Source organism: Terasakiella brassicae, from assembly GCF_014641495.1.
In the GTDB taxonomy this organism is placed as follows: domain Bacteria; phylum Pseudomonadota; class Alphaproteobacteria; order Rhodospirillales; family Terasakiellaceae; genus Terasakiella; species Terasakiella brassicae.
The window spans coordinates 172558-195534 of record NZ_BMHV01000004.1 but is presented as its reverse complement, the minus strand read 5'-3'; the positions used below and the strand labels follow the sequence as shown (position 1 = coordinate 195534).

Here is a 22977-nt window from a genome sequence, read left to right as displayed (position 1 = left end):
TTTTATCCCCTGAGATGCATATGATCCAGTTTCGCGTCAAACATATCCGCCAGGTTTTGCAAAATGGTGCCGCCGAGATCTTCCGGATTGCTGAGTGTCACCGCATTTCGGTAATAACGCGTCACATCATGTCCAATCCCGATGGCGGTCAATTGCACAGGTGTGCGTGTTTCCATCCATTCGATGACTTCGCGCAAATGTGCTTCCAGATAGCTGCCCGGATTGGATGAAAGTGTCGAATCGTCAACCGGTGCCCCATCTGAGATCACCATCAGAATTTTACGTTCTTCCGGGCGCATCATCAGGCGTTTATAAGCCCATAGCAAAGACTCGCCGTCGATATTTTCTTTTAGCAGTCCTTCTTTTAACATCAGGCCCATATTATTTTTAGCCCGGCGCCACGGTACACTTGCCGGTTTATAAACCACATGACGCAAATCGTTCAGACGCCCGGGATTAGGTATCTTGCCTTCCGACATCCATTTTTCGCGCGACTTTCCGCCTTTCCATGCCCGTGTGGTAAAGCCGAGGACCTCAACCTTGACCCCGCACCGTTCCAACGTGCGGGCCAGAATATCGGCACTGATGGCCGCCACCGTAATCGGACGTCCCCGCATGGAACCGGAATTATCAATTAATAAGGACACAACGGTATCGCGGAACTCGGTTTCTTTTTCCCATTTATAAGACAAGGAATGTGTCGGGTTTGCCACAATCCGTGCCAAACGGGCCGCATCCAGCAAACCTTCTTCCAGATCAAAATCCCAGGACCGTTGTTGTTGCGCCATGAGACGGCGTTGCAGACGGTTGGCAATCCGGGCGACAACCCCTTGCAGGTTTGCCAATTGCATATCAAGCTGGCGACGCAAACGTTCCAGCTCTTCTTCATCCGCCATATCTGCGGCTTCGATCTCTTCATCAAATTCGGTCGTATAGGCTTTATAATCAATTGCCAAGGCCTGTGACGGGTCCAGCCAATTGGGGCGGCGCGTTGGCCCGGCGGGGCTTTCTTCATCTTGACCCGGTTCGCTGTCGTCTTCTTCGCCGTCCTGATCTTCTTCAGCGTCCATGCCGCCCATATCGTCACTGGCTGACGGCATATCCATATCATCTGCCGTATCACCACTGGACCCGACACTTTGCAATTCCTGATCAGAGGCACTGTCCTCGCCTTCAACCTCGTTGCTGTCCCCGGTATTTTCTTCTTCTTCCTGATCACCACCGGGTGGTTCCATCAGTTCCAGTTCTTCCAGAAAACGATAGACCGCATCGCTATAGGCTTTTTGATCATCCGCATTGGCAACCAGTTCATCCAGCACATGTTCGCCATGTTCTTCCAGAAACGGGCGCCACATATCAGCGGCCTTCTGGGCCACCGGTGGTAAATCCACACCGGTCAGGCGTTCGCGCACCAACAGGGCAAGGCCTTGTGCCATCGGGACATCTTCGCGATTTAAGGCATTGCCCCAGCCGTTTTCCATGCAGCGCGTATCCAAAAGGGTCCGCAGATTTTGCGCAACCCCTTTCATACGCCGCGAGCCCAAAGCCTCCACACGGGTTTGTTCAACCAGTTCAAAGACTTCGCGCGCATTTGCATCGCTTGGCATCTTGGCACGGTGCAGGTTTGCATCATGGAAACGCAGGCGCAAGCTGGCGGCATCCGCCGTCCCGCGCAAACGTTCCAGATCACTGGCAGATATGGCCCCACGCGATGGCATCGGCAGACGCACTGCCATTTTGGAAACACTTGCGGCACCCGGCGAGTAATTGACCATCAATTCCGCTTCGCCGGAAAATGATCTTACAGTCGCCGTGGTTACCCGTTTCAAAAGGTCGCGTGTTTCTTCCTGCATCAGCTTAAGGCCACACGCGCTGCGCTTAACGGCAGGTCCACATCAAAACAACGTTGGTAGAATTCAGCCACAACGGGACGTTCCATCTCATCACATTTATTCAGGAACGTAACGCGGAACGCATAGGCCAGATCATTATTGAAGATGGCGGCATTTTCCGCCCATGTAATCACGGTACGCGGTGACATAACGGTTGAGATATCACCGTTGATAAAGCCTTGGCGCGTCAAGTCCGCCAATTCAACCATCGCACTGACATTTTTACGCCCTTCGGCGTTATCAAGGGCCGGAATTTTTGCCAGCACGATATCCACTTCGGCATCATGGGCCAGATAATTCAACGTCTGCACAATTGACCAACGGTCCATTTGCCCCTGGTTAATCTGTTGTGTGCCGTGATACAGGCCCGTGGTATCGCCCAGACCGATCGTATTCGCCGTTGCGAACATCCGAAAATGGCTGTGCGGACGGATCACGCGGTTTTGGTCCAGCAAGGTCAATTTACCTTCCACTTCCAAAATACGCTGAATGACAAACATCACGTCCGGGCGACCGGCATCATATTCATCAAAGACCAGCGCACAGGGATGTTGCAGCGCCCAGGGAAGAATACCTTCGCGGAATTCCGTGACCTGCTTGCCATCCTTCAAAACAATGGCATCTTTACCCACCAGATCAATCCGGCTGATATGGCTGTCCAGATTGATGCGCACACACGGCCAGTTCAAACGGGCGGCAACCTGTTCGATATGAGACGATTTACCCGTCCCGTGATACCCCTGCACCATCACACGGCGGTTATGGGCAAATCCGGCTAAAATCGCCAGTGTGGTTTCTTTGTCAAATCGGTAGCTTGGATCCACATCCGGCACATATTCATTGCCTTGTGAAAAAGCGGGCACATCCATATCCACATCAATACCAAAAGTATCGCGAACATTGACGGTCGTATCGGGTGCATTCAGGGGGAAGGCTTGCTTGCCTGCAACTTCGGTCATAATTTCTTTTCTTTGTTAATCGAGGATAACGTTTTTAAGCAATGTATAGGCTTGGCTGATAATTTTGAATCGTTCTTCTGCCTCTTTATCGCCGCCATTGGCATCGGGGTGATATTTTTTCACAAGGACTTTATAACGCGATTTCAGTTCCTGCAAGGTCGCATCCGATTTTAAATCCATCAAGGCAAAGGCTTGACGTTCTTCCAGGTTGAACTGTGCATAATCATCTTCAGGCTCGCGTTTAAAACTGCCATCTTCATTGAAAAACCCAAAATCGTCCTTAAAACCACCACCCCCGCCGGGGCTTTTGCGAAAGGTGCCAAAATTCCAGCTGGGACGATCCCATGTATAATCCTTGCGCATATCACGTTCGATATCGGCGGAATTCATGCCCTCGTAATAATTCCAGCGCCGATTATATTCGCGCACATGCTCAAGGCAAAATAAATGGTAAGATCGCAGGTCATCACGCGATTTGGGTGCCTTGAATTCACCAAAGCCATTGCAGTCGGGCCATGCACATCTGGGGGCATCAGGCGCAATTTCGGTTTCCGGTTCTTCCCAGAAACGGCTGTTGAAGCGAAGATCATTTTTAAACGACACTTAAATCAAACCCGTTATCGACATTGTTTCCATCCCGATATGGGACACAGGGCCGTTTATAACAAGTCGGGGCGTTTTGAAAAAGGGGCAAAAAAATATCCGGTGCAAACGAATGTCACCGGATATTTAATTTTGAGCCTTTTAGCGTCGGTCTTCGGCCAATGCACGCGCCAGACTGGACAGTGCTTCCTGATGTTTTTCATTGCGGATCAGGGAAAAATGGCGTGACAATTCCAGCCCCATGCGTTCGCGCGGGTTGGCTTCACGTTGAATTTCACCCCCAACACCATCGAAAAAGAATTCAACCGGCGTATTCAACATACGGGCAATCTCAAACAAGCGACCAGCGGAAACACGGTTTACACCCTGTTCATATTTATGCGCCTGCTGATAGGTCACACCGATCCCTTTCGCCAATTCCTGCTGGGTCAAGCCCAACATAATACGACGTTCTCTAATCTTCTCACCGACGAACCGATCTACATCATCCGCTCTTTTTTTGTTTACTATATCCGACATCGGCTTATAGCTCCCATTCTCAAAAACTTTACAATTCAGAACACCCGAATTTTCAAAAGACCCTCAAGCCTAATACTTTTTGTTATACTTCCTTAGTATAGTATTGCAAAAAAGTTATCAAGCCTTACATTCCGTAATCCATAAGTTGAACTGTCCCGTACGGGTTAAATACACAAAATCAACCAATTAGTTAGAAAAAGGAATTCTCATGTCCGTTGCAAAAATGATGAAAGAAAAGCTGGAACGCGAATTTTCACCATGTATTCTGGAGCTTGAAGACGAATCTTACCGCCATGCCGGCCATGCCGGGGCAAACCCAGAAGGTGAAAGCCATTTCCAACTCCTGATCGTATCGGACAAGTTTGATGGGGTTTCACGCGTGCAACGTCAACGTATGGTTTATGACGTATTAGCTGTAGAAATGAAAGAGCGGGTTCATGCTCTGGTTCTAAAGACACTTACCCAAAAGGAGTACGATGCGCGTTAAACCTACCACAAATGTAGGTTGGATTGACAATCGTCTTTTTACATTTTATGGTGCATACCGCCTCTCATACTTTAGCATGAAGAAGGTCACAATAATAAAAACCGTCATAAAACCGTTGAGAAGAAAATGCTACCATCACTTATTAGCCGAAACGTTGTTGTGGCAGGACAGCGCACCAGCTTCAGATTAGAACCGGAAATGTGGTCCGCCCTTGATCTGATTTGCCAGCAAGAACAAACCGATGTCCATTCACTTTGCACATGGATCAGTACGTATAAACCCCGTTCCAACCGCACCTCCGCCATTCGGGCATTTATCGTGTCCTATCTACGGGCCCAAATTGACGGTGTGCACATAAATACAGGACAGGACAATCACATTCCTGTTCAGGATCAAGAGGATATGAGCGAAGGCCTGCGCCACCTTTTTCGTGCAGCAGGCTAACCCATAAAGCAAAAACGGCCTGCATGGGGGCAGGCCGCAATGTCTATCTTATATGACTTTGGTGCAGGGCATTTTGCCCTGTCTTTTTTTATGCCTCATCCCCGACATAATGTTCCGGCCATCTTTCTTTCACCAATGATCCGGCGCTGTCCATTGCGTGACAACCATCAATCATCGCCGGACGATCCTTTAAACGTTCCTCCGCAGATTGTGCCTCGCGGCGGCGTTTCAGGGCCGGATAAAGTGTTTGATAAGTTGCTGTTGCCAGTGGTGCCAACATTTCAACCAAATGTGTACACCCCTTTACGCCCCCCAGCTTTGCCCGCACATTTTTATTCCATCCCGGACCGATCTGCATGCCTTTGAGCACATCAAAGGCCGGCGTAATTGTATCGCAGACATTAAACGGACTATGATCAATACAAGCCGCCACATCCTGAATAACCATCTCTTCGTTCACGGTAATGCGCAATTGCATATTATGGATAGGTTCGCCCGCCTCGATAACGCCACGGTCCTGATTGGGAAAAGAATAGGTTTTGGTATCGACCAAATGACCTTCGATATCAAACAAACCATCTTCGCGTTCATATCCTGTAAACGTCACTTGACGGGTATGTTGATGTGTCCGTTTTGCCGGTGTCGGTAAAGGCATAAAACATTTCCTTTTACTGGGACAAAAAGAGATAGCTGTACGGTTTTGCCATACAGCTATTTCGATATTACAGAGTTTGAATAGGCCCATATAGGGTTGAGGTCAAGCCCCCACGCCATAGCTTTCACCACCGTGAACGTATGTTTCACAGGCTTGCAGGTCCTCTGCCAAGCTTTCCTGAACCGCTTGATAGAGATCGCGTTGAGACACCATACCTATGGGATTTCCGGCTGCATCCACAATCGGCAAGTGACGATATCCTTTCTCCACCATCATTTCCAATGCCTTTGAACTCAGGCAATCACCCGTAATTGTATCCGGGTTTTGTGTCATCACATCACCAACGGTGATCACATCCGGGTCTTGATTTGCACCAATCACTTTGCGCATCAAATCGCGCTCAGTCACGATTCCAACAAGCCCACCGGCCCCAACCACAATGGCAGCACCAATATTTTCAGCCGTCATCAAGACAGCAGCCTCACGAACCGTTTTATCGGCTGTCACGGTTGTGCATCGGATTTCCTTAATGACGCCTGGTACGATCTTTCTTTGCATATATGTTCCTCCCTATGAACAATGATCTCCCTGAAAAACAGGACGATTTATACGTGGGGAGCGAAAAATGCAGTTTCAAATCTTATTTTGCAAAGATCCGTTTAAAAAAGTCGTAGATCCAAAGAACATCAATCGCTTTCCGGCGGAAAAACACGGATGGATGTAATCTGGTTTCTTTTGCGGGCCCGGACTTCAAAACGAAAACCGAAAAAGTGAAAAATCTGCCCCACTTCGGGAATGCGCCGTGCTTCATGCAACAGCAACCCCGCAATGGTCGAGGCTTCTTCATCGGGTAAACGCCATTCAAATTCCCGGTTCAAGTCACGGATTGTCACAACACCATCGACAATATACGTGCCGTCCGCCTGCGGTTGCACCCCTTCCACGGTGTCATCATGTTCATCTTCGATATCCCCGACAATTTCTTCAAGAATATCTTCCAATGTGACGATACCCATCACGCTGCCATATTCGTCTACCACAACAGCGAAATGTTCGCGACGGGCGCGAAAGGCTTCCAATTGCCCCAAAAGCGTTGTCGCCTCAGGAATAAACCAGGTTTTTGCCGCCAGTTCTTCAATTTTAAGCTCCGTCAATTCCCCACGCTGCGCCCGAATAGCGCGCAACAAGGCTTTGGCGTGTAAAATGCCAATGATATTGTCCGGTTCCCCCCGATAGACAGGAATGCGGGTAAAGGGGCTGTCCAAAACCTGTTCGACCATTTCTTCTGCCGGCAAGTCCGCATCAATCATTACCACCGCTTTGCGGTGTGTCATAATTTCCCCGACCTCGACTTCGTTGAGATCAAGGATGCTATGCAGCATCGTGCGTTCCTGACTGATGGCTTCATCATTTTGCGCATCATGCAAATTAATCGCACCGCGCAATTCTTCGGCAGACTGCCCGCCATCTTCGGATTGTCCGGCGCCAAACAGGCGCAACGTGCCCGCAACGATGAACTGCGTGGTCATGGTGATCGGTGCAAGCAGATAGACAAGCACCTTCATAATCGGGGCAATCGCCAGTGCCATGCGATTTGCGTTTTGGATCGCAAATGTTTTCGGCATAATTTCCGCAAAAATCAGAACAACAACGGTCATCGTCAAGGTTGCCCAAACAACACCTGTCTCGCCAAACATCTCGATCATAACACTGGTCGCCAAAGCCGATGCCAGAATATTGACCAGATTGTTCCCCAATAAAATTGCACCGATCAGGCGTTCCTTGGAATCGAGAAGGCGGTTTACAATGCCCGCACGGCTATCTTCACCACTTTGTTCCAGCTGATGCATCAATGGTCGTGACGCTGCCGTCAGCGCCGTTTCCGAACCGGAAAAAAAAGCAGAAAACAGGATCAATAGAAAAATAGCACCCAGAATAATCGTCATTCACGTTTTCCTTTTTGATAAAGGAACCTTCCTATGATTTTGATCGAACCAACAAATCGTCGAGATATTCTTTCAAGGCTTGATCTTCAACATCACGGCTCAGATAAGCTTGACCGATCCCGCGCACAAGAACGAACATAACCTTGCCGTCTTTAACCTTCTTGTCTTTCAACATATGTTTCATTAACAATTCAGCCGTCCAATCCTCACAGGGCAAAGCCCTTAAGTCCACCGGCATGTCCAAAGACAAAAGATGTTCTTTCACCCGCACCACATCTTCTTGCGGACACAGCCCTTGGGCGGCACAGTATTCAAAGGCCATGACCATACCGATGGCAACCGCTTCCCCATGCAACAGCCCCCCATCGTAACCGCATTCTTTTTCCAGCGCATGCCCGAAGGTATGCCCCAGATTTAACAAGGCGCGCACCCCGCCTTCGCGTTCATCCTGTGCAACAACATCGGCCTTGGCCGCGCAACTGCGCAAAATGGCTTCACGGCGTACATCCTGATCGCCATCAATCAGTTTTTGACCGTTTTCTTCCAGCCAATTAAAAAAGTCTGCATCGCCCAGCAATCCATATTTCACGACCTCGGCATATCCGGCCAGAAGTTCGCGTTTGGGCAGACTGTTCAGACTTTCCGTATCAATTAACACCAGTCGCGGCTGATGGAACGCACCTATCAGGTTCTTTCCCGCCTTGGCATTGATCCCGGTCTTGCCACCGACCGAACTGTCCACCTGTGATAACAGAGTCGTCGGCACCTGAATAAAATCAATTCCGCGCAAAAGCGTACTGGCGGCAAAGCCTGTAATATCGCCAATTACCCCGCCACCGAGTGCAATCAACGTTGTGCCGCGTTCAATCCCCATCGCCAAAATATCTTCCAGCAATTGTTCAAAATGCGCCATACTTTTGGTGGCTTCACCTGCGGGTAAGGTAACAACATCATATGTAATGCCCGAATCTGTCAGCGACTGCCCCAATTGATCCAGATAAAGCGGCCCCACATTGCTGTCGGTCACAATAACCACGCGCTTTGTTTTTAAAAGCGGTAAAAAATAGCGGCCCGCATCCGACAAAACACCGGGGGCAGCAATAATATCGTAGCTGCGTTCATCAAGGGCGACATGCAATGTCTTTTTATCAATCGTCATAGGTTCGGCTCAATTCATCCAAAGTGGCAATCACACGGGCAACCGTGGTGTCTTGTGTTTCATCGCGGGTTTCAACCGTAATATCGGCTTCAGCATAAACCGGATAGCGTTCCTCGACCAGTTTGCGCAAGATTTTTGCAGGATTTCCCTGATTCAGCAACGGTCGATGTTTACGCCCTGTCGTGCGTTTGATCAGCACCTCCAGATCCGCTTTCAGCCAAAGGCTCGTTCCGGTTTTGCCAATCAGTTTACGGGTTTCCCTGTTCATAAAGGCCCCCCCCCCTGTTGCCAGAATGCACGGTTCGCCTTCCAGAATACGCTTGATGACGCGGCGTTCGCCATCGCGAAAGGCTGCTTCACCGTAAATTTCAAAAATATCGGCAACGCAACAACCTGCCGCTTCTTCGATTTCACGATCCGCATCAATAAAAGGAACATCGAAATGTTGCGCGAGATTACGCCCAATACAGGACTTGCCAGCGCCCATCAACCCCACAAGAACAAGGGATCGACCTTTGGGCAGCTTGAGTTTCGTTCGTTGATCTGACACCTTTTTCCGTTTCAAAGTAGAATTAATTTCAAAATTTGAGCCTACTTTAATTAAGATTTTATATTTTCGTAAGTAGAATTCTTCATCGGCACCGTTGAAACTGTTGAAAGAGACGGTTAGACTGCGCGCAAAGATCGTTATTCACGAAAAGAAAAGAAGACGAAAACCTCCCATGAAGGCATTTTCAAAATTTCTCCTCATCCTTATTCTGCTGGTCCTTGGTGGTGCCGGTGTTTTTCTGGCAACGTGGGATATCCCGGCCCCGACCTCCCCGGTCAGCAAGACCCTGCCCGATGACCGTTTTCCACGTTAAATGAACATGCGCTTCTTTCTCAAAGCTACCGTATGCCTTTCCATTCTCGTGGGGTCCCTGACCAATGGATATGCGCAAGACAACAGCCCGCGTACCTTGTCCCCGCGCAACATCATGCAGGAAGAACAAGAGGTACCGGACGTTACCCCTGTTCCGGTAAAAACCATATCCGGCGGGATCAATGTGCGTTCACTGGACAGCGTTGATAAAGAAGCTCTCGGCGTGCTCAGCGGATCACAAGCCTTCCCGGCGGATATGTGGTCACAAAGTGAGCGCACCTTCGTCGAAGCCTTAATCGCAGATTTACCAACACAACCCTCCGCTCCTTATTTGCGCATCCTGCAACGCCGCCTGCTGTTAAGTGCGGCCCAACCGCCACAAGGGTCCCAAACAGATATTTCCCTGCTTGGTTTGCGGGCTAAAAAATTAGCAGATATGGGGCAGGTCAAGGATGTCATTTCCTTAATCCGCAGCGCGCCACAGAACGAACGTCAGGACGCGCTTCAAATGCAATTGGCTCAAGCCCACCTGCTGGATGACAATGTATCTGAGGCTTGCGCATTGGCGGCAACAGGTTCACAAGAAAGCAGCGATCCTTTTTGGATCAAGACACTCGCCTTTTGCCGTCTACTCGCCAAACAAAATGACCGGGCCATGCTGTCTTTGAATTTATTGCGTGACGGCGGGGATAACGACCCGATCTTTTATCGATTAATGGAAGGCTTAAATGCCGGCGAACGCCCGACCCTTGAAAACCTGCTCGCACCAAAGCCGTTGGAAATTGCCTTGATCAAAGCCAGTCAGGCTATTTTGTCCGCTGACATTCGCAACAGTGACGATCCTTTGGTTTTAAGCATGCTGACCAAAGCAGGTGACGTCGAGGCCACACAAAAAGCGGTTGAGCTTAACCTTGCCAGTGCCGATTTTCTGAAAGAAGCCTTTCTGCATGTCAAATTTAGTGCAGACGAATTGGCCAATCCACTGGACAGCGCCGAAAAGCTCGACACCTTGAAAGCGCAGGCCTTGCTGTATCAGGTCAGTTCGCAAGATGGTCAACTTCCTGTTGTTCAAAGCGAAACCATCGCCTTGGCATTTGAACTCGCCAACAACGATGGTAACTTTTTCAGCATTGCCCGTCTTTACAGTCCGATGATTGCACAGTTGCCACGTGGCATCGACATGTTGTGGTTTGCCCCACAAGCCATGCGCGCCCTGTTAGGGGCAGGGGATTGGGAAAGTGCAAAATCCTGGTATCTCATGCTTCGTAACGCCGCCTTCAGCGATAACGAGGCCGCAAAACACTGGATTGCCATCCGCCCCTTGGCCGTTTTAGCCGGATTTGACGTTGCACAGGAAGCTGTTCATCAGACCTTGACAGACTGGTGGGCCGCACAAGAAAAAATCCCGCAAAGCTATCAAAAAGCTGCCCTTTTATTTTCCATCATCAATGGCATGGGGCTGAACGTTGCGAACACCTTGTGGCTGGATATGATACAAGGCCCAAAACTGACAAATGGACAATCGCCCAAAACAGGCCTTTGGGTTAAGATGAATGAAGCGGCAAACCAAAACCGTCTCGGTGAAACCGTTCTGATAGCCTTACTCGCCTTTGACGGGGCCAAAGCCGGCGAAATGGACAGCACCTTCTTGCATGATACCTTGGCGGCATTGCGCACAGTTGGTCTGGAACGTGATGCGCGCGCTGTTGCTGTGGAAACACTTTTACAAACAGGGTTCTAGATACTGAATAAGGTCTGCTTATGAAACCATCGCGTCACATTACTTCATTTTTACAAATGATGTCCGTTGAACGCGGCGCAGCGCCAAACACATTGGACAGTTATCGACGTGACCTTGAAGGATTGGAAAGCTTTCTTAAAAGCTTGGCGCAGCGTTTGGAAACAGCGTCAACGGAAGATTTACGGCGCTACATCAAAAAAATTCACGATAGTGGATATGCACCACGTACCGCTGCACGCCGACTTTCCGCCCTCAAACAATTTTTCAAATTTCTATACGGGGAACGTATTCGCCCGGATGACCCGGCTGCCAATCTGGACAGCCCCAAACAAGGTCGCCCCTTACCCAAGTTCTTAAGCGAAGAAGAAGTCAATCAACTGCTGGAACAATCGCGTTCAAAGCAACAGCCCAAAGATATTCGTCTCACGGCCATGCTGGAAATTTTATATGCTTGCGGCTTGCGGGTGTCCGAACTGGTCAGTCTGCCATTGGCAGCCTTTACCCGTCAGTCCGGGATGCTGATTGTCACGGGTAAAGGTAATAAAGAACGCATGGTTCCCATTGCACAAAAGGCTGTTGATGCCACACACTTATACCTGAACATTCGACATGAGTTTTTACGCAGCGCACAGGAAAGCCCGTGGCTGTTCCCCGCCCCCAGCGCAAAAGAAGGCCATATGACACGCGCAACCTTCGACAAAGAATTGCGCCAGTTGGCCATCCGTGCAGGTATTACAAAAAAAGTATCAGCCCACGTGCTGCGTCATTCCTTCGCCAGTCACATGCTGGACCATGATGTTGATCTGCGGTCCCTGCAACAAATGCTGGGACATGCCGATATCTCCACCACAACAATTTACACCCATATGATCGGCGAACGTGAAAAGCAACTGGTGTTAAATAAACACCCGCTTGCCGCCCTTTTTAATCCCGAAGACGATTAGAAACACATATAGTTGCAAGTGTAACCTCTTTTTTCTTTCTCTTGCCAGAAAAAACTTGTGCAATGCCATTTCGCAATGCACAATCCCTGCCAGAATTTAAAAAGCGAACCAATCGCTTTCGTTAAAAAACATATGGAAACGTTTAAAAATGACAAAACCTGCAAAGAAATTTTTCGAGCCATTGGCCATCGGTGCCCCGCAACCCTATCGTGAAATTCCGGTCAAGCTGGAACGCATGATCCACTTTTTCCCGCCCCATATTGAAAAAATGCGCGCCCGCGTTCCCGACATGATCTCGCAGGTTGATGTTATCCTTGGTAATTTGGAAGATGCCATCCCTGCCGATATGAAGGAAGAAGCCCGCGCCGGTTTCATCGAAGTCGCCAAAAATAACAATTTTGGCACCACTTCTTTATGGACTCGCGTCAACTGCCTGAACTCCCCTTGGTTCCTTGACGATGTTCAGCAAATTGTTGCAGAAGCCGGTGATAAACTGGATGTTTTGATGTTGCCCAAAGTCGAAGGCCCGTGGGATATCCATTACGTCGATCAGCTTTTGGCGCAGTTGGAAGCCAAGCATGGCGTGAAAAAACCGATTATGATCCATGCAATTTTGGAAACTGCCCTCGGTGTGGAACAAGTCTCTGAAATTGCGGCTGCGTCCCCTCGCATGCATGGCATGAGCCTCGGCCCGGCTGATTTGGCAGCCTCACGCGGTATGAAAACCACACGCGTTGGCGGTGGCCATCCCTCATACGGTGTTTTGTCCGACGCCACCGAAGACGGGGCCGTTCGCACACATTACCAACAAGATCTGTGGCATTTCACCGTTGCAAAAATGGTCGATGCCTGTCAATCCAACGGCATTAAAGCCTTCTACGGTCCGTTCGGTGATTTCTCCGATGATGCAGCTTGTGAAGCCCAGTTCCGTAATGCCTTCTTGCTCGGTTGCGTAGGGGCATGGTCCCTGCACCCCAAACAAATTGATATCGCGAAGAAAGTTTTCTCCCCGGATATCGACGAAGCCAAATTTGCCCTGCGCATTATCGAAGCCATGCCCGATGGCACCGGCGCTGTTATGATTGATGGTAAAATGCAGGATGATGCAACATGGAAACAGGCCAAGGTGATTGTTGACCTTGCCAAACAAGTTGCCGAAAAAGACCCTGAACTGGCGAAAGCTTACGGGCTTTAAAACTTAAAGTTACCAACACCTTAGAAAGGCTCAAAAGTACAGCAACTTTTGAGCCTTTTTGATTCCTTTTGGTTGATAACCACAATTTAATTGTGCTATTTGACGCACACAATAATAATAAATCTAAAACAGTATTTTTAGCGGGACATGACAATGGCCAACAGTAGCAACCAAACGTCTGTGATAGACTCTTTGCGTAAAGAATTTAAGCGCATACATGAGTTCCGGGAACTTATCCTTCCTTTTACACATTCTGCCCATATCCGCCGTCATCGTGCGAAAATCATCGCAAGTCGAGTCGGGTTGATGTCGTTGCTGTTTTCTCTCGTCATTCCTTTATGGATCGGGATTGATTATTTTGCCTTTTCCTGGCCGACCTGGGCAATTTTAGCTGTTCTGCGTATTGTCTCTGCTATCGTTTTCTTCGTCTTATATATTTTACACAGTTCCTGTAAGACCCTGCCCAATGCCTATCTCCTTTTGGGCGGTATGATGGCCATTCCGCCGGTCTTTTATCTGATTTCCCAACCTTTCTTAATGAATGTGGAAACCAATGCCTTTGGGGCTGCTGTTGTCAGCGCCTATGCGTTGCTTCCGTTCATTGTGGTCGCTGGTCTCAGCGTCTTTCCCCTGACCGCACTGGAAGTTTTATTTACCGGCAGCGGCATCATGGTTGTTGTCATGCTGGGCGCTGCCCAACAAGCCGCGTTTCAACTGCAAGATTTCATCACAACCATCTGGTTGATGGTTCTTGTCATTGGTGTGTCTATTTTTTCCGGCATGAGCCAGTTACACTATATGATATCCCTGATTAATCAGGCCTCAAAAGACTTACTGACGGGGGCGTTTACCCGCCGTTCAGGCGAAGAATATCTCGATCTTCAATTCCGCATTGCCTCTCGCACCGAAGTTCCTTTCAGCATCCTGTTTATGGACGTGGATAATTTTAAATCCGTCAATGATGAATTTGGCCACGAACAAGGCGATATGGTCCTTAAGCAAGTCGCAGAAAGACTGCAACGTTGCTTGCGCCGTTCCGATCAACTCATTCGCTGGGGCGGGGAAGAATTTGTTATTCTGCTGCCCAATACATCCGCTGAATATATCAAACCCATCTTGAACCGACTGAGCGAAATCACACTGGGAAAACGCCCGGATGGTCGCCCGATTACCATCAGTATCGGCATCAGCGAGCTGTCTCTGGATCGTTGCGAAGACTGGATCGAAATGGTTGAAAAAGCGGATCACCGGATGTATGAGGCCAAAAAATCAGGTCGCAATAAAAGCGTTGGACCAAAGCCGGACCTCAATCTTGAAAATATTATCGCCGCCTAAAAGAACTAAAAAGCTTGCATTCTCAAAACCGCTGGCGCAAAAAGACCGCTGGCGGTTTTGTCCGTTTGAGCACCGAACAAATGAACTGTTTTTGGGGTTTCCATGCATACCTATCTCGATTTCGAAAAGCCGATTGCCGAACTGGAAGGCAAAATAAAAGAATTGCGCCATGTCAGCGCGTCTGGCGAGGAAATCAATATCGCCGATGAAATCGGCCGCCTGCAAAACAAGGTGGAAAGACTCCTGCAAAACACCTACAGCAAGCTGACCCCGTGGCAAAAGACACTGGTGGCCCGCCACCCGGAACGTCCCCACACCGTTAATTACATTGAAAATCTTATCGAAGATTTCACACCGCTGGCTGGTGATCGACTGTATGGCGAAGATTGCGCCATTATCGGCGGTCTGGGACGTTTTGAAGGTCACAGCGTTGTCGTCATGGGCCATGAAAAAGGCCACACCACCGAAACCCGTGTGAAACACAATTTTGGCATGGCCAGACCGGAAGGCTATCGCAAGGCCCAACGCCTGATGGATATGGCGGAACGTTTTAACCTGCCGATCGTGACATTCGTCGATACAGCGGGCGCCTTTCCCGGTGCAGATGCCGAAGAACGCGGACAATCTGAAGCCATTGCCCGTTCCATTGAGAAATGCCTGCAAGTCAAAGTGCCCTTTACCTCCATCATCATCGGTGAAGGTGGGTCCGGCGGGGCAATCGCCATTGCCTGTGGCAACGATGTTTTCATGCTGGAACATTCCGTTTATTCCGTCATTTCACCTGAGGGCTGCGCCTCCATTTTATGGCGTTCCAACGATTATACGGAATCGGCGGCTGATGCGCTGAACATCACAGCACAGGATTTACATCGTCTTGGCGTTATCGATGATGTGATCGCAGAACCCTTGGGTGGCGCACATCGCAGCCATGAAACGACATTTGCCTCCGTACGTAGCGTTCTGGAAAAATCCATTCGTGAACAACTGCAACATGACGGTGGTGTTCTAAAAGCAAAACGCCGCGAGAAATTCCTGGCAATGGGTCGCCTCAGCGCCGCTTAAGACAAGAACATGAAGACAAAGAAAAAGGCTTGAGAGGATATAACCGCTCAAGCCTTTTTTATTGGACGAGGTCCTGTCCCTAAAGATCAGCGCCGATGGCCTGCGTAATATTGGTATATCCATCAACCATCAAACGTTCGACCAGCCCCCGGTTAATCTCTCCAACCAATTCCAGCCCATCATAAATCAAAGCGGAATAAAGCTGGACCAACGATGCGCCCGCCCGAATTTTTTCATAAGCCTGATCGGCGTTTGAAATCCCGCCGACCCCGATCAACGGAATACGACCATCTACAATTTTGGCGATTTCTTTCAAAACCTGCGTTGAAGGTTCAAACAAAGGCTGACCGCTTAATCCCCCACCTTCACCTTTATGTTCACTGCGTAAACTGTCTGGGCGTTCAATTGTGGTGTTGGAAATGATCATCCCATCAATGCCGGTTTCCAAGGCCACATCAACGATATCGGCCTTGTCTTCATCCGTCAGGTCCGGGGCAACTTTCAACAATAACGGGGCTTTGCCTGTCGCAACAACTTCATTTCGTGCGATTAAAACAGCCTTCAACAATTCAGCTAACTGATCTTTACTTTGCAAGGCGCGCAGACCCGGTGTGTTGGGTGAGGAAACATTAACCACCAGATAATCAGAAAGGGGTGCCAGCGCACGCGTCCCGACAACATAATCAGAAACCGCATCTTCCTGCGTTTTGTTTTTACCGAGGTTTGCCCCAACAATGCCTTTGCGTTGACGTTTTTTAAGGCGCTCGGCAACCGCATAAAGACCCTGATTATTAAATCCCATACGGTTAATCACCGCCTTGTCTTCCAACAGGCGGAACAAACGGGGTTGTGGATTGCCGGGCTGGGCACGCGGTGTGACGGAACCGATTTCCGTAAAGCCGAATCCTTGCTTCAAAATCGCATCCGGCACTTCTGCATTTTTATCAAACCCTGCGGCCAGTCCGATCGGATTATAAAAATCCAGCCCCCAAATGGTTTGATTGAGGATCGGGTCGCTCACAGGCGATGTTTTCGGCATCAAACCGCTTTTTAATGCTTTAATGGCAATACCGTGCAATGTCTCCGGTGACAATTTGTACAGCATCGGTGCGCAAAGTTTGTAAAGACCCATTTTCGTCTCCCCCTCGGTGAGCATGAATTTACCTGCGGGAACTTATCTAAATCCGCACAGAAGAGCAATGCTTATCACTTACCCCAACCTTGCGCCATTTTCTCCGCTTGTTCACGGTCAAATTTACTCATGCGTCGATCCAGCTCGACCAAGGCAACATAAGGATCGAACCTTTCATTTTCCGCGCGAACCAGTGGCGCATCACGATTGGCAAGCAAAAACCATTTATAAGCCTCGATAAAGTCCGCTTTGCGTTCCCAACCATCACGATAGGAAACCCCCATAAAAAATTGTGCGCGCACATCCCCTTTTGCGGATGACAAACGAAACCATTTCATTGCTTCGGCCAGATTATTTTCCACACCCAAGCCATTCATATACAGTTGAGCAAGCTTATATTGCGCCCCGGCGTGCTGGCCTTTGGTTGCTGCAACACGGTACCACTTCTGTGCATTTAAATAATCGGTGCGGTCTTTTTCATAATATATGCCCAGTTGATATTGAGCTTCAGGATCCCCTTGCATGGCCTGTTTGCGCCAGGTTTGCACCTGTGCGCCACGATCAACGACAACCTGAGTAATTTTGGCTTCTTTTTCCCAGTTTTTTCCGATCGTGTACCCCACAGCCGTGATGATCGTCAGAAGCAGTGCAAAAAGATATAAATTCCGTTTCATCCGTCTTGTGCGCCTATTGAGCCATACTATTTATCAAAGCTTTTTTCCTTTTTAGCAACTTGTCCTCATTTTCGTCACAAAAAAACGATAAATCGGCATATGAAAGTGAAAGCGCGTTTGCAATAGCGATAATGAAAAGCTATGTTAGCGCAACAATTTTGATTTTTTTTGGGAATATGTGCCGTGGCTGAAGATGATGCTTCCGTAAGCAATCTGTTTAAAGAAATTGACGAAGAATTGCGTCAGGACAAAGCGACAAGGCTTTGGAAACAATATGGCAATACATTAATCGGCGCAATTGTTGCCGTTGTTATCTGTGTTGCAGGTTATGAAGGCTGGAAAGCTTATGACCTAAGCAAACGCGAAGAAATAAGTGCAAAATACGCAAACGCACTTGATCTTGTCCAGCAACAAAACTTCACAGAAGCCGAAAAAGCCTTCAAAGCTTTATCTTCACAAAGTGGCAGCGGTTACGCCACATTGGCACGCATGCAGGAAGCTGCTTTGCTCGCCGATCAAGGCAAACATCAAGAAGCTGCTGAACAGTATTTCCTGATTGCACAAAATGGCGAGCTGGACTCGGTCTTTCGCGATATGGCTTTGATTCTGGGGGCGATGAACGGTCTGGACAGCATGGATGGTGCCGAGATTTCTCGCCGCCTGCAACCCTTGATCGGGGGAACAAACCCTTGGCGCCACAGCGCAACGGAATTGCAAGCCTTTGCCGAAGCCAAAGCGGGCAACAAGGCAAAAGCCCTTGAGTTGGTGAAGAATCTGGCAGACGATGCAAGCGCACCAGCCGGGATGCGCCAACGCGCGGCAGAATTTGCCAAAGCCTACGCTGACTAATTAAAGCCCACGGATCGAGATGTGATGAAACAACCGGAGACACCGAACATGATGCGCCGTTTTTTGATGGCTGGACTTTGTGTCCTCTCCCTCAGTGCTTGTGACACCTGGCTGGGTGAGAAAGAAGCCTCGCCCCTGCCGGGTGAACGAATCTCCGTTTTGTTGCACGAACGTACCCTTGATCCGGACCCGGAAACAGCCGCAAAAGAAATTTTGCTGCCCCCACCATCGCCCAATATGGAATGGCCACAAGCCGGTGGTTTTGCCAATCACGCCATGCACCATATCGAAGTGGCCCCAAACCTGCACCGGATTTGGCGAACTAGCATCGGGTCCGGGTCTGATGATTCTGAACGCATTGTTGCCCAACCGATTGTGGCAGACGGCAAAATCTTTACCGTGGATTCAGAAAACCTTGTCAGTGCCTTTAACGCTGAAACGGGCCAACGCCTTTGGGAATTGGAACTGACCCCCGAATATGAAGACGATGGTCATATCAGTGGCGGCTTAGCCTATGAAAATGGGCGTCTTTATGTCGCCACCGGATTTGCCCTTGTTTTCGGTATTGAAGCCAATACAGGAAAAACCATCTGGGTTTCCAAGGCAGATGCACCGATGCGCGCAGCACCGACCGCACGGGGCAACCGTTTGTTTGTAATCACATTAAACAACGAACTCATCGCCTTTGATGGTCGCAACGGCGAAAAAATTTGGAACTATAAGGGCATCAGCGAAACAGCCAGCATTCTGGGTGGGGCCAGTCCCGCCGTGGATCAAGGCGTGGTCGTTGCCGCATTTTCATCCGGTGACATTGTTGCCCTGAAAGTTGAAAATGGCACTCAGGTTTGGACGGACAGCCTCACAGGTGGCAAACGTCTTGATGCGGTCTCTGCCTTAACAGCCATTCGCGGGCGTCCTGTCATTGACCGGGGACGGGTTTACGCGATTTCCAACTCTGGTAGCTTCACCGCCATTGACTTGACAAGCGGACGGCGCTATTGGTCCAAGGAACTCTCCAGTCAGGAAACACCTTGGATTGCCGGTGACTATCTTTATGTTGTTACACCGGACTCCGAACTTGTCTGTGTCAGCCGTTACAATGGGCGCATTCACTGGGTCACACAACTGCCGCGTTGGCAAGACCCGGAAGAGCGCACAGGAAACCTGACGTGGAGTGCACCGATTCTGGTTTCCAACCGACTGATCGTTGCCGGCAGCAACGAAGAAGCCTATTCCGTTTCCCCCTACACAGGTGAAATTTTAGGCAAGGTGGATATGCCGGATAAAATTATTGTTCCGCCACTGGCAGCCAACGGGGCCTTGTATTTCCTGTCGGATGACGCGGATCTGGTTGCTTACCGCTAAAACGTTGCGAAACGTTTGGCTCATTTAGGATAGAAAGAAATGCCCTTTACCGTGGCAATCGTTGGTCGACCCAATGTTGGGAAATCGACCCTTTTCAACCGTCTTGTCGGCAAAAAACTGGCAATTGTAGACGATACACCCGGCGTTACCCGTGACCGACGCGAAGGAACAGGTCGTATTGGTGACCTTGAATTCAAAGTCATTGACACCGCCGGCCTGGAAGAAGCTTTCGATGATTCATTGGAAGCCCGCATGCGCGAACAAACCGAACACGCATTGGACGAAGCCGACATCACATTGTTTATGATTGATGCGCGTGCCGGCATTACACCGCTGGACAGTCACTTTGCCGATTGGCTGCGCGGACGCGATAATCCGGTGATCTTGCTTGCTAATAAATGCGAAGGCAGCGCGGCTGATAACGGGATTTACGAATCTTACGGTCTTGGCCTCGGGGAACCCTTTCCATTTTCAGCCGAACATGGCGTTGGCATGAACAATGTCTATGATGCCATTCAACCGGCCTATGACAAATGGATGGAAGAAAACGCTGCCCTGATCGAAGAAGAAAAACTGCTGGCCCAAGTGCAAACCCGCACGATCATCAATGAGGAAGGGGAGGAAATCGAAGAGATCGATACCTCCAAATCGCCTTTGCAGATTGCCATTGTTGGTCGCCCAAATGTCGGTAAATCAACCTTGATCAATCATTTCTTGGGAACAGAGCGTCTCTTGACCGGGCCGGAAGCCGGGATCACACGCGATTCCATTGCACTGGATTTTGAAGTCGATGGTCGTAAAATCAAACTGATTGATACGGCAGGTATGCGCCGGCGCACAAAAGTAAATGAAAAAGTCGAAACCCTATCGGCTGCGGACTCGCGCCGTGCCATTCGTTTTGCACAGGTGGTTTGTCTGGTTCTTGATTCTTCCCTCATGCTGGAAAAACAAGACCTGACCATTGCCAAAGAGACCATTGATGAAGGCCGCGCCCTTATTATTGTGTGTAATAAATGGGACGCTGTCAAAGACCGTAAAGAACAGTTACAAAAGCTCGCCGACCGTATGGAAACTTCCATGCCACAGGTTCGCGGTATTCCGATTGTAACGCTTTCGGCCAAAACAGGACGGGGCACGGATAAATTGTTCCCTGCCATTTTCCAGCTTTATGAAAACTGGAACATTCGCGTACCCACTGGTAAATTAAACCGTTGGCTGGAACAAATGACAGAAGCACACCCGCCGCCCTTGGCCCAGGGTCGTCGCCTGCGTTTGCGTTATATGACACAGGCCAAGACACGTCCGCCAACCTTTGTGATTTTCGCCAACAAACCCGGTGACTTGCCCGGGTCATATCTGCGTTACATCGCCAATGGCATTCGCGAAGATTTCGGCATTGATGGCGTTCCCATCCGGGTCATGATGCGTAAAGGCGAAAACCCTTACGAAAGCAAAAAGAAAAAACGGTGATCGAAATAGCCCGTTATTTCATTTCTAATTCCAAAAACGGGCTATTTCTAAGTTTTTCTCTGACTATAATGTTCCACACAGTTTCGCAGAAAATCCGCGACCCATGATGTATCATCCGTCATTTTTTTCAACGTTTCTTCTAATGAAAGAATCTCTTGAAAATAACCGATATCTCTAACTTTATAGTGACTTTCATCAACATATCCCATCGACCAGTCAGGGAATAAACGGTGCTCTATCGGGTTGGACTGCAAGACAATCAAGCCAAAATTTCGCTTATCCTTTTCAATCTTTGCAACAAGTTGCTCGACTTTGACTGACTCACCTTCCAATACCTGAATAAAGACATCATTCAGGACTGTAAGCACTCCCGTTATATTGTGCTTTTTATTATTTTCGACCGCCGTTGCCAGTATACTTTCAAGATCGCATAGATCAAAACCCGGTGATATTTGCGACACATATATAAGTTGAATTTCTGACATTTTGCTATCCTTAAAAAGTAGCCTTTATTTATTCAATTCCTGTATGGCCTGATCAATCCCTTCCAAGGTCAGGCCATACATACGATCAGACATCAACTGTTTCATCATTTGAATGGACATGGTGTGTCGCCACCAGTTTTGCGGCACCGGGTTAATCCAGACGGCATGGGGATACACATCTAAAATGCGTTGCATCCAAACGGCACCGGCTTCTTCGTTCCAATATTCCACCGCCCCGCCGGGGTAGGAAATTTCATAGGGACTCATCGAGGCATCCCCAACAAAGATCACCTTGTAATCGCTGGGATAGGTATGCAGCACGTCCCACAAGGCGATTGTATCATTGTGGCGCCGTCGATTATCTTTCCACACGCCTTCATAAACACAGTTATGAAAATAAAAATATTCCAAATGTTTGAATTCAGACCGACAGGCTGAAAACATTTCCTCACAAACCTTGATATGGTCATCCATCGACCCACCGACATCAAAGAAAAGGAGCACTTTCACCGCATTGTGACGTTCTGCAACCATCTTGATATCCAAAAACCCCTTATGGGCCGTGGATTTTATGGTATCATCCAGATCAAGTTGGGTTTGCGCCCCGGTGCGTGCAAATTTGCGCAAACGGCGCAAAGCAACTTTGATATTACGGGTCCCCAGTTCAACCTGATCATCCAGATTTTTAAATTCCCGTTTATCCCACACCTTGACTGCACGACGATGGCGCGATTCTTTTTGACCGATGCGCACCCCTTCCGGGTTATAGCCATAGGCGCCAAACGGCGAAGTACCTGCCGTCCCAATCCATTTATTACCGCCTTGATGGCGTTCTTTTTGTTCTTCCAGACGTTTTTTCAACGTCTCCATCAACTTATCCCAACCACCTAACGATTGAATAAGCTGCTTTTCCTCTGCGCTGAGGATTTTCTCCGCCAGCTTGCGCAACCATTCTTCCGGGATGTCGTGGGTCTCCCCCTCAACAGGTTCCAGCCCTTTAAACACATGGCCAAAAACCCGGTCAAATTTGTCTAAATGGCGTTCATCCTTTATCAGGGCCGCGCGTGACAGATAATAAAAATCCTCAATTGAATATTGTGCTACACCTTTGTCCATTGCCTCCATCAGCAACAGATATTCTTTTAACGAAACCGGCACCTTGGCTTGTTTTAATTCGAAAAAGAGGTTGAGAAACATGA

Annotated in this window: 24 protein-coding genes; 11 read left to right on the top strand and 13 right to left on the bottom strand. The window is 49.0% G+C overall.

Features of this window, described 5'->3' with window-relative positions; all coding sequences use genetic code 11:
• Nucleotides 1-2: 2 nt before the first annotated feature.
• From IEW74_RS04080 to IEW74_RS04065, 4 genes are all read right to left on the bottom strand, one after another.
• On the bottom strand, nt 3-1853 hold the full coding sequence (locus IEW74_RS04080) for a cobaltochelatase CobT-related protein (protein ID WP_188661891.1): 1851 nt from the start codon (nt 1851-1853) through the stop codon (nt 3-5).
• Nucleotides 1853-2851 (bottom strand): cobaltochelatase subunit CobS, encoded by a 999-nt coding sequence (gene cobS, locus IEW74_RS04075; RefSeq protein ID WP_188661889.1) that lies wholly within the window; start codon nt 2849-2851, stop codon nt 1853-1855. The genes IEW74_RS04080 and cobS overlap by 1 nt, the downstream gene beginning before the upstream one ends.
• A 15-nt stretch (nt 2852-2866) precedes the next feature.
• The gene (locus IEW74_RS04070) at nt 2867-3454 is read right to left on the bottom strand and encodes a J domain-containing protein (RefSeq protein WP_229734230.1); all 588 of its coding nucleotides are present in this window, start codon (nt 3452-3454) and stop codon (nt 2867-2869) included.
• A 141-nt stretch (nt 3455-3595) separates the two neighbouring features.
• Nucleotides 3596-3973: a helix-turn-helix domain-containing protein gene (locus IEW74_RS04065; RefSeq protein ID WP_188661887.1), complete on the bottom strand. Its 378-nt coding sequence runs from the start codon at nt 3971-3973 to the stop codon at nt 3596-3598.
• 208 nt (nt 3974-4181) lie between these two features.
• Between IEW74_RS04065 and IEW74_RS04060 the strand changes: the two genes are divergently transcribed.
• Nucleotides 4182-4460, top strand: a complete 279-nt coding sequence (locus tag IEW74_RS04060) for a BolA family protein (protein WP_188661885.1) — start codon at nt 4182-4184, stop codon at nt 4458-4460.
• A gap of 126 nt (nt 4461-4586) precedes the next feature.
• Entirely contained in the window at nt 4587-4904 is a 318-nt protein-coding gene (locus tag IEW74_RS04055; protein WP_188661883.1) for a ribbon-helix-helix domain-containing protein, read from the top strand.
• An 88-nt stretch (nt 4905-4992) separates the two neighbouring features.
• Here the strand turns inward: IEW74_RS04055 and IEW74_RS04050 are convergent, their stop codons facing one another.
• From IEW74_RS04050 to IEW74_RS04030, 5 genes are all read right to left on the bottom strand, one after another.
• On the bottom strand, nt 4993-5559 hold the full coding sequence (locus IEW74_RS04050; protein ID WP_188661881.1) for a DUF2889 domain-containing protein: 567 nt from the start codon (nt 5557-5559) through the stop codon (nt 4993-4995).
• A gap of 102 nt (nt 5560-5661) precedes the next feature.
• Nucleotides 5662-6117: a CBS domain-containing protein gene (locus IEW74_RS04045; protein ID WP_188661879.1), complete on the bottom strand. Its 456-nt coding sequence runs from the start codon at nt 6115-6117 to the stop codon at nt 5662-5664.
• Between the two features lie 128 nt (nt 6118-6245).
• Nucleotides 6246-7505 (bottom strand): HlyC/CorC family transporter, encoded by a 1260-nt coding sequence (locus tag IEW74_RS04040; protein WP_188661872.1) that lies wholly within the window; start codon nt 7503-7505, stop codon nt 6246-6248.
• A gap of 31 nt (nt 7506-7536) precedes the next feature.
• On the bottom strand, nt 7537-8664 hold the full coding sequence (aroB, locus tag IEW74_RS04035; RefSeq protein ID WP_188661870.1) for a 3-dehydroquinate synthase: 1128 nt from the start codon (nt 8662-8664) through the stop codon (nt 7537-7539).
• Nucleotides 8654-9214, bottom strand: a complete 561-nt coding sequence (locus IEW74_RS04030) for a shikimate kinase (RefSeq protein ID WP_229734229.1) — start codon at nt 9212-9214, stop codon at nt 8654-8656. The genes aroB and IEW74_RS04030 overlap by 11 nt, the downstream gene beginning before the upstream one ends.
• Before the next feature lie 172 nt (nt 9215-9386).
• Here IEW74_RS04030 and IEW74_RS04025 point away from each other — a divergent pair, with 172 nt between their 5' ends.
• The 6 genes from IEW74_RS04025 to IEW74_RS04000 all read left to right on the top strand — a co-directional run bounded on the left by IEW74_RS04025 (nt 9387) and on the right by IEW74_RS04000 (nt 15803).
• A complete protein-coding gene (locus IEW74_RS04025) occupies nt 9387-9527 on the top strand; it encodes a hypothetical protein (protein ID WP_188661866.1) in 141 nt (46 codons plus the stop codon).
• A 6-nt stretch (nt 9528-9533) separates the two neighbouring features.
• Nucleotides 9534-11267: a hypothetical protein gene (locus IEW74_RS04020; RefSeq protein ID WP_188661864.1), complete on the top strand. Its 1734-nt coding sequence runs from the start codon at nt 9534-9536 to the stop codon at nt 11265-11267.
• A 20-nt stretch (nt 11268-11287) separates the two neighbouring features.
• A complete protein-coding gene (locus tag IEW74_RS04015; RefSeq protein ID WP_188661862.1) occupies nt 11288-12211 on the top strand; it encodes a site-specific tyrosine recombinase XerD in 924 nt (307 codons plus the stop codon).
• A gap of 148 nt (nt 12212-12359) precedes the next feature.
• Nucleotides 12360-13406 carry an HpcH/HpaI aldolase/citrate lyase family protein gene (locus tag IEW74_RS04010; protein ID WP_188661855.1) on the top strand — a complete coding sequence of 349 codons (1047 nt, stop codon included), beginning with the start codon at nt 12360-12362 and terminating at the stop codon, nt 13404-13406.
• 153 nt (nt 13407-13559) lie between these two features.
• On the top strand, nt 13560-14741 hold the full coding sequence (locus IEW74_RS04005; protein WP_188661853.1) for a GGDEF domain-containing protein: 1182 nt from the start codon (nt 13560-13562) through the stop codon (nt 14739-14741).
• Nucleotides 14742-14843: 102 nt separating this feature from the next.
• A complete protein-coding gene (locus tag IEW74_RS04000; RefSeq protein ID WP_188661851.1) occupies nt 14844-15803 on the top strand; it encodes an acetyl-CoA carboxylase carboxyltransferase subunit alpha in 960 nt (319 codons plus the stop codon).
• Between the two features lie 79 nt (nt 15804-15882).
• On the opposite strand, the gene IEW74_RS03995 is transcribed toward IEW74_RS04000, so the two are convergent.
• Both IEW74_RS03995 and IEW74_RS03990 read right to left on the bottom strand, forming a co-directional pair.
• Nucleotides 15883-16935: a quinone-dependent dihydroorotate dehydrogenase gene (locus tag IEW74_RS03995; RefSeq protein ID WP_188661849.1), complete on the bottom strand. Its 1053-nt coding sequence runs from the start codon at nt 16933-16935 to the stop codon at nt 15883-15885.
• Nucleotides 16936-17009: 74 nt separating this feature from the next.
• Complete coding sequence (locus IEW74_RS03990; protein ID WP_188661847.1) at nt 17010-17609, bottom strand: tetratricopeptide repeat protein; 600 nt, start codon at nt 17607-17609, stop codon at nt 17010-17012.
• A gap of 183 nt (nt 17610-17792) precedes the next feature.
• Between IEW74_RS03990 and IEW74_RS03985 the strand changes: the two genes are divergently transcribed.
• Genes IEW74_RS03985 through der form a run of 3 tightly spaced genes read left to right on the top strand, consistent with a single transcriptional unit; the run spans nt 17793 to nt 21293 of the window.
• Nucleotides 17793-18458: a tetratricopeptide repeat protein gene (locus IEW74_RS03985; RefSeq protein ID WP_188661845.1), complete on the top strand. Its 666-nt coding sequence runs from the start codon at nt 17793-17795 to the stop codon at nt 18456-18458.
• Between the two features lie 24 nt (nt 18459-18482).
• A complete protein-coding gene (locus IEW74_RS03980; RefSeq protein WP_188661843.1) occupies nt 18483-19823 on the top strand; it encodes a PQQ-binding-like beta-propeller repeat protein in 1341 nt (446 codons plus the stop codon).
• A 39-nt stretch (nt 19824-19862) separates the two neighbouring features.
• Nucleotides 19863-21293, top strand: a complete 1431-nt coding sequence (gene der / locus IEW74_RS03975) for a ribosome biogenesis GTPase Der (RefSeq protein WP_188661841.1) — start codon at nt 19863-19865, stop codon at nt 21291-21293.
• Between the two features lie 47 nt (nt 21294-21340).
• Here der and IEW74_RS03970 read toward each other — a convergent pair whose 3' ends face one another.
• Both IEW74_RS03970 and IEW74_RS03965 read right to left on the bottom strand, forming a co-directional pair.
• Nucleotides 21341-21778, bottom strand: a complete 438-nt coding sequence (locus tag IEW74_RS03970; protein WP_188661839.1) for a BLUF domain-containing protein — start codon at nt 21776-21778, stop codon at nt 21341-21343.
• Nucleotides 21779-21802: 24 nt separating this feature from the next.
• Nucleotides 21803-22975, bottom strand: coding sequence for a vWA domain-containing protein (locus IEW74_RS03965; RefSeq protein WP_188661837.1), 1173 nt, complete (start codon nt 22973-22975; stop codon nt 21803-21805).
• Between the last annotated feature and the right edge of the window lie 2 nt (nt 22976-22977).

Coding starts and splice junctions, on each gene's coding strand:
- IEW74_RS04080 (WP_188661891.1), bottom strand. CDS start 1,853: ATGCAGGAAGAAACACGCGACCTTTTGAAACGGGTAACCACGGCGACT.
- IEW74_RS03980 (WP_188661843.1), top strand. CDS start 18,483: ATGAAACAACCGGAGACACCGAACATGATGCGCCGTTTTTTGATGGCT.
- IEW74_RS04045 (WP_188661879.1), bottom strand. CDS start 6,117: ATGCAAAGAAAGATCGTACCAGGCGTCATTAAGGAAATCCGATGCACA.
- IEW74_RS04060 (WP_188661885.1), top strand. CDS start 4,182: ATGTCCGTTGCAAAAATGATGAAAGAAAAGCTGGAACGCGAATTTTCA.
- aroB (WP_188661870.1), bottom strand. CDS start 8,664: ATGACGATTGATAAAAAGACATTGCATGTCGCCCTTGATGAACGCAGC.
- IEW74_RS04055 (WP_188661883.1), top strand. CDS start 4,587: ATGCTACCATCACTTATTAGCCGAAACGTTGTTGTGGCAGGACAGCGC.
- IEW74_RS04005 (WP_188661853.1), top strand. CDS start 13,560: ATGGCCAACAGTAGCAACCAAACGTCTGTGATAGACTCTTTGCGTAAA.
- IEW74_RS04020 (WP_188661864.1), top strand. CDS start 9,534: ATGCGCTTCTTTCTCAAAGCTACCGTATGCCTTTCCATTCTCGTGGGG.
- IEW74_RS03965 (WP_188661837.1), bottom strand. CDS start 22,975: ATGTTTCTCAACCTCTTTTTCGAATTAAAACAAGCCAAGGTGCCGGTT.
- IEW74_RS04065 (WP_188661887.1), bottom strand. CDS start 3,973: ATGTCGGATATAGTAAACAAAAAAAGAGCGGATGATGTAGATCGGTTC.
- IEW74_RS04000 (WP_188661851.1), top strand. CDS start 14,844: ATGCATACCTATCTCGATTTCGAAAAGCCGATTGCCGAACTGGAAGGC.
- cobS (WP_188661889.1), bottom strand. CDS start 2,851: ATGACCGAAGTTGCAGGCAAGCAAGCCTTCCCCCTGAATGCACCCGAT.
- IEW74_RS04015 (WP_188661862.1), top strand. CDS start 11,288: ATGAAACCATCGCGTCACATTACTTCATTTTTACAAATGATGTCCGTT.
- IEW74_RS04040 (WP_188661872.1), bottom strand. CDS start 7,505: ATGACGATTATTCTGGGTGCTATTTTTCTATTGATCCTGTTTTCTGCT.
- der (WP_188661841.1), top strand. CDS start 19,863: ATGCCCTTTACCGTGGCAATCGTTGGTCGACCCAATGTTGGGAAATCG.
- IEW74_RS04025 (WP_188661866.1), top strand. CDS start 9,387: ATGAAGGCATTTTCAAAATTTCTCCTCATCCTTATTCTGCTGGTCCTT.
- IEW74_RS04010 (WP_188661855.1), top strand. CDS start 12,360: ATGACAAAACCTGCAAAGAAATTTTTCGAGCCATTGGCCATCGGTGCC.
- IEW74_RS03995 (WP_188661849.1), bottom strand. CDS start 16,935: ATGGGTCTTTACAAACTTTGCGCACCGATGCTGTACAAATTGTCACCG.
- IEW74_RS03970 (WP_188661839.1), bottom strand. CDS start 21,778: ATGTCAGAAATTCAACTTATATATGTGTCGCAAATATCACCGGGTTTT.
- IEW74_RS03990 (WP_188661847.1), bottom strand. CDS start 17,609: ATGAAACGGAATTTATATCTTTTTGCACTGCTTCTGACGATCATCACG.
- IEW74_RS04050 (WP_188661881.1), bottom strand. CDS start 5,559: ATGCCTTTACCGACACCGGCAAAACGGACACATCAACATACCCGTCAA.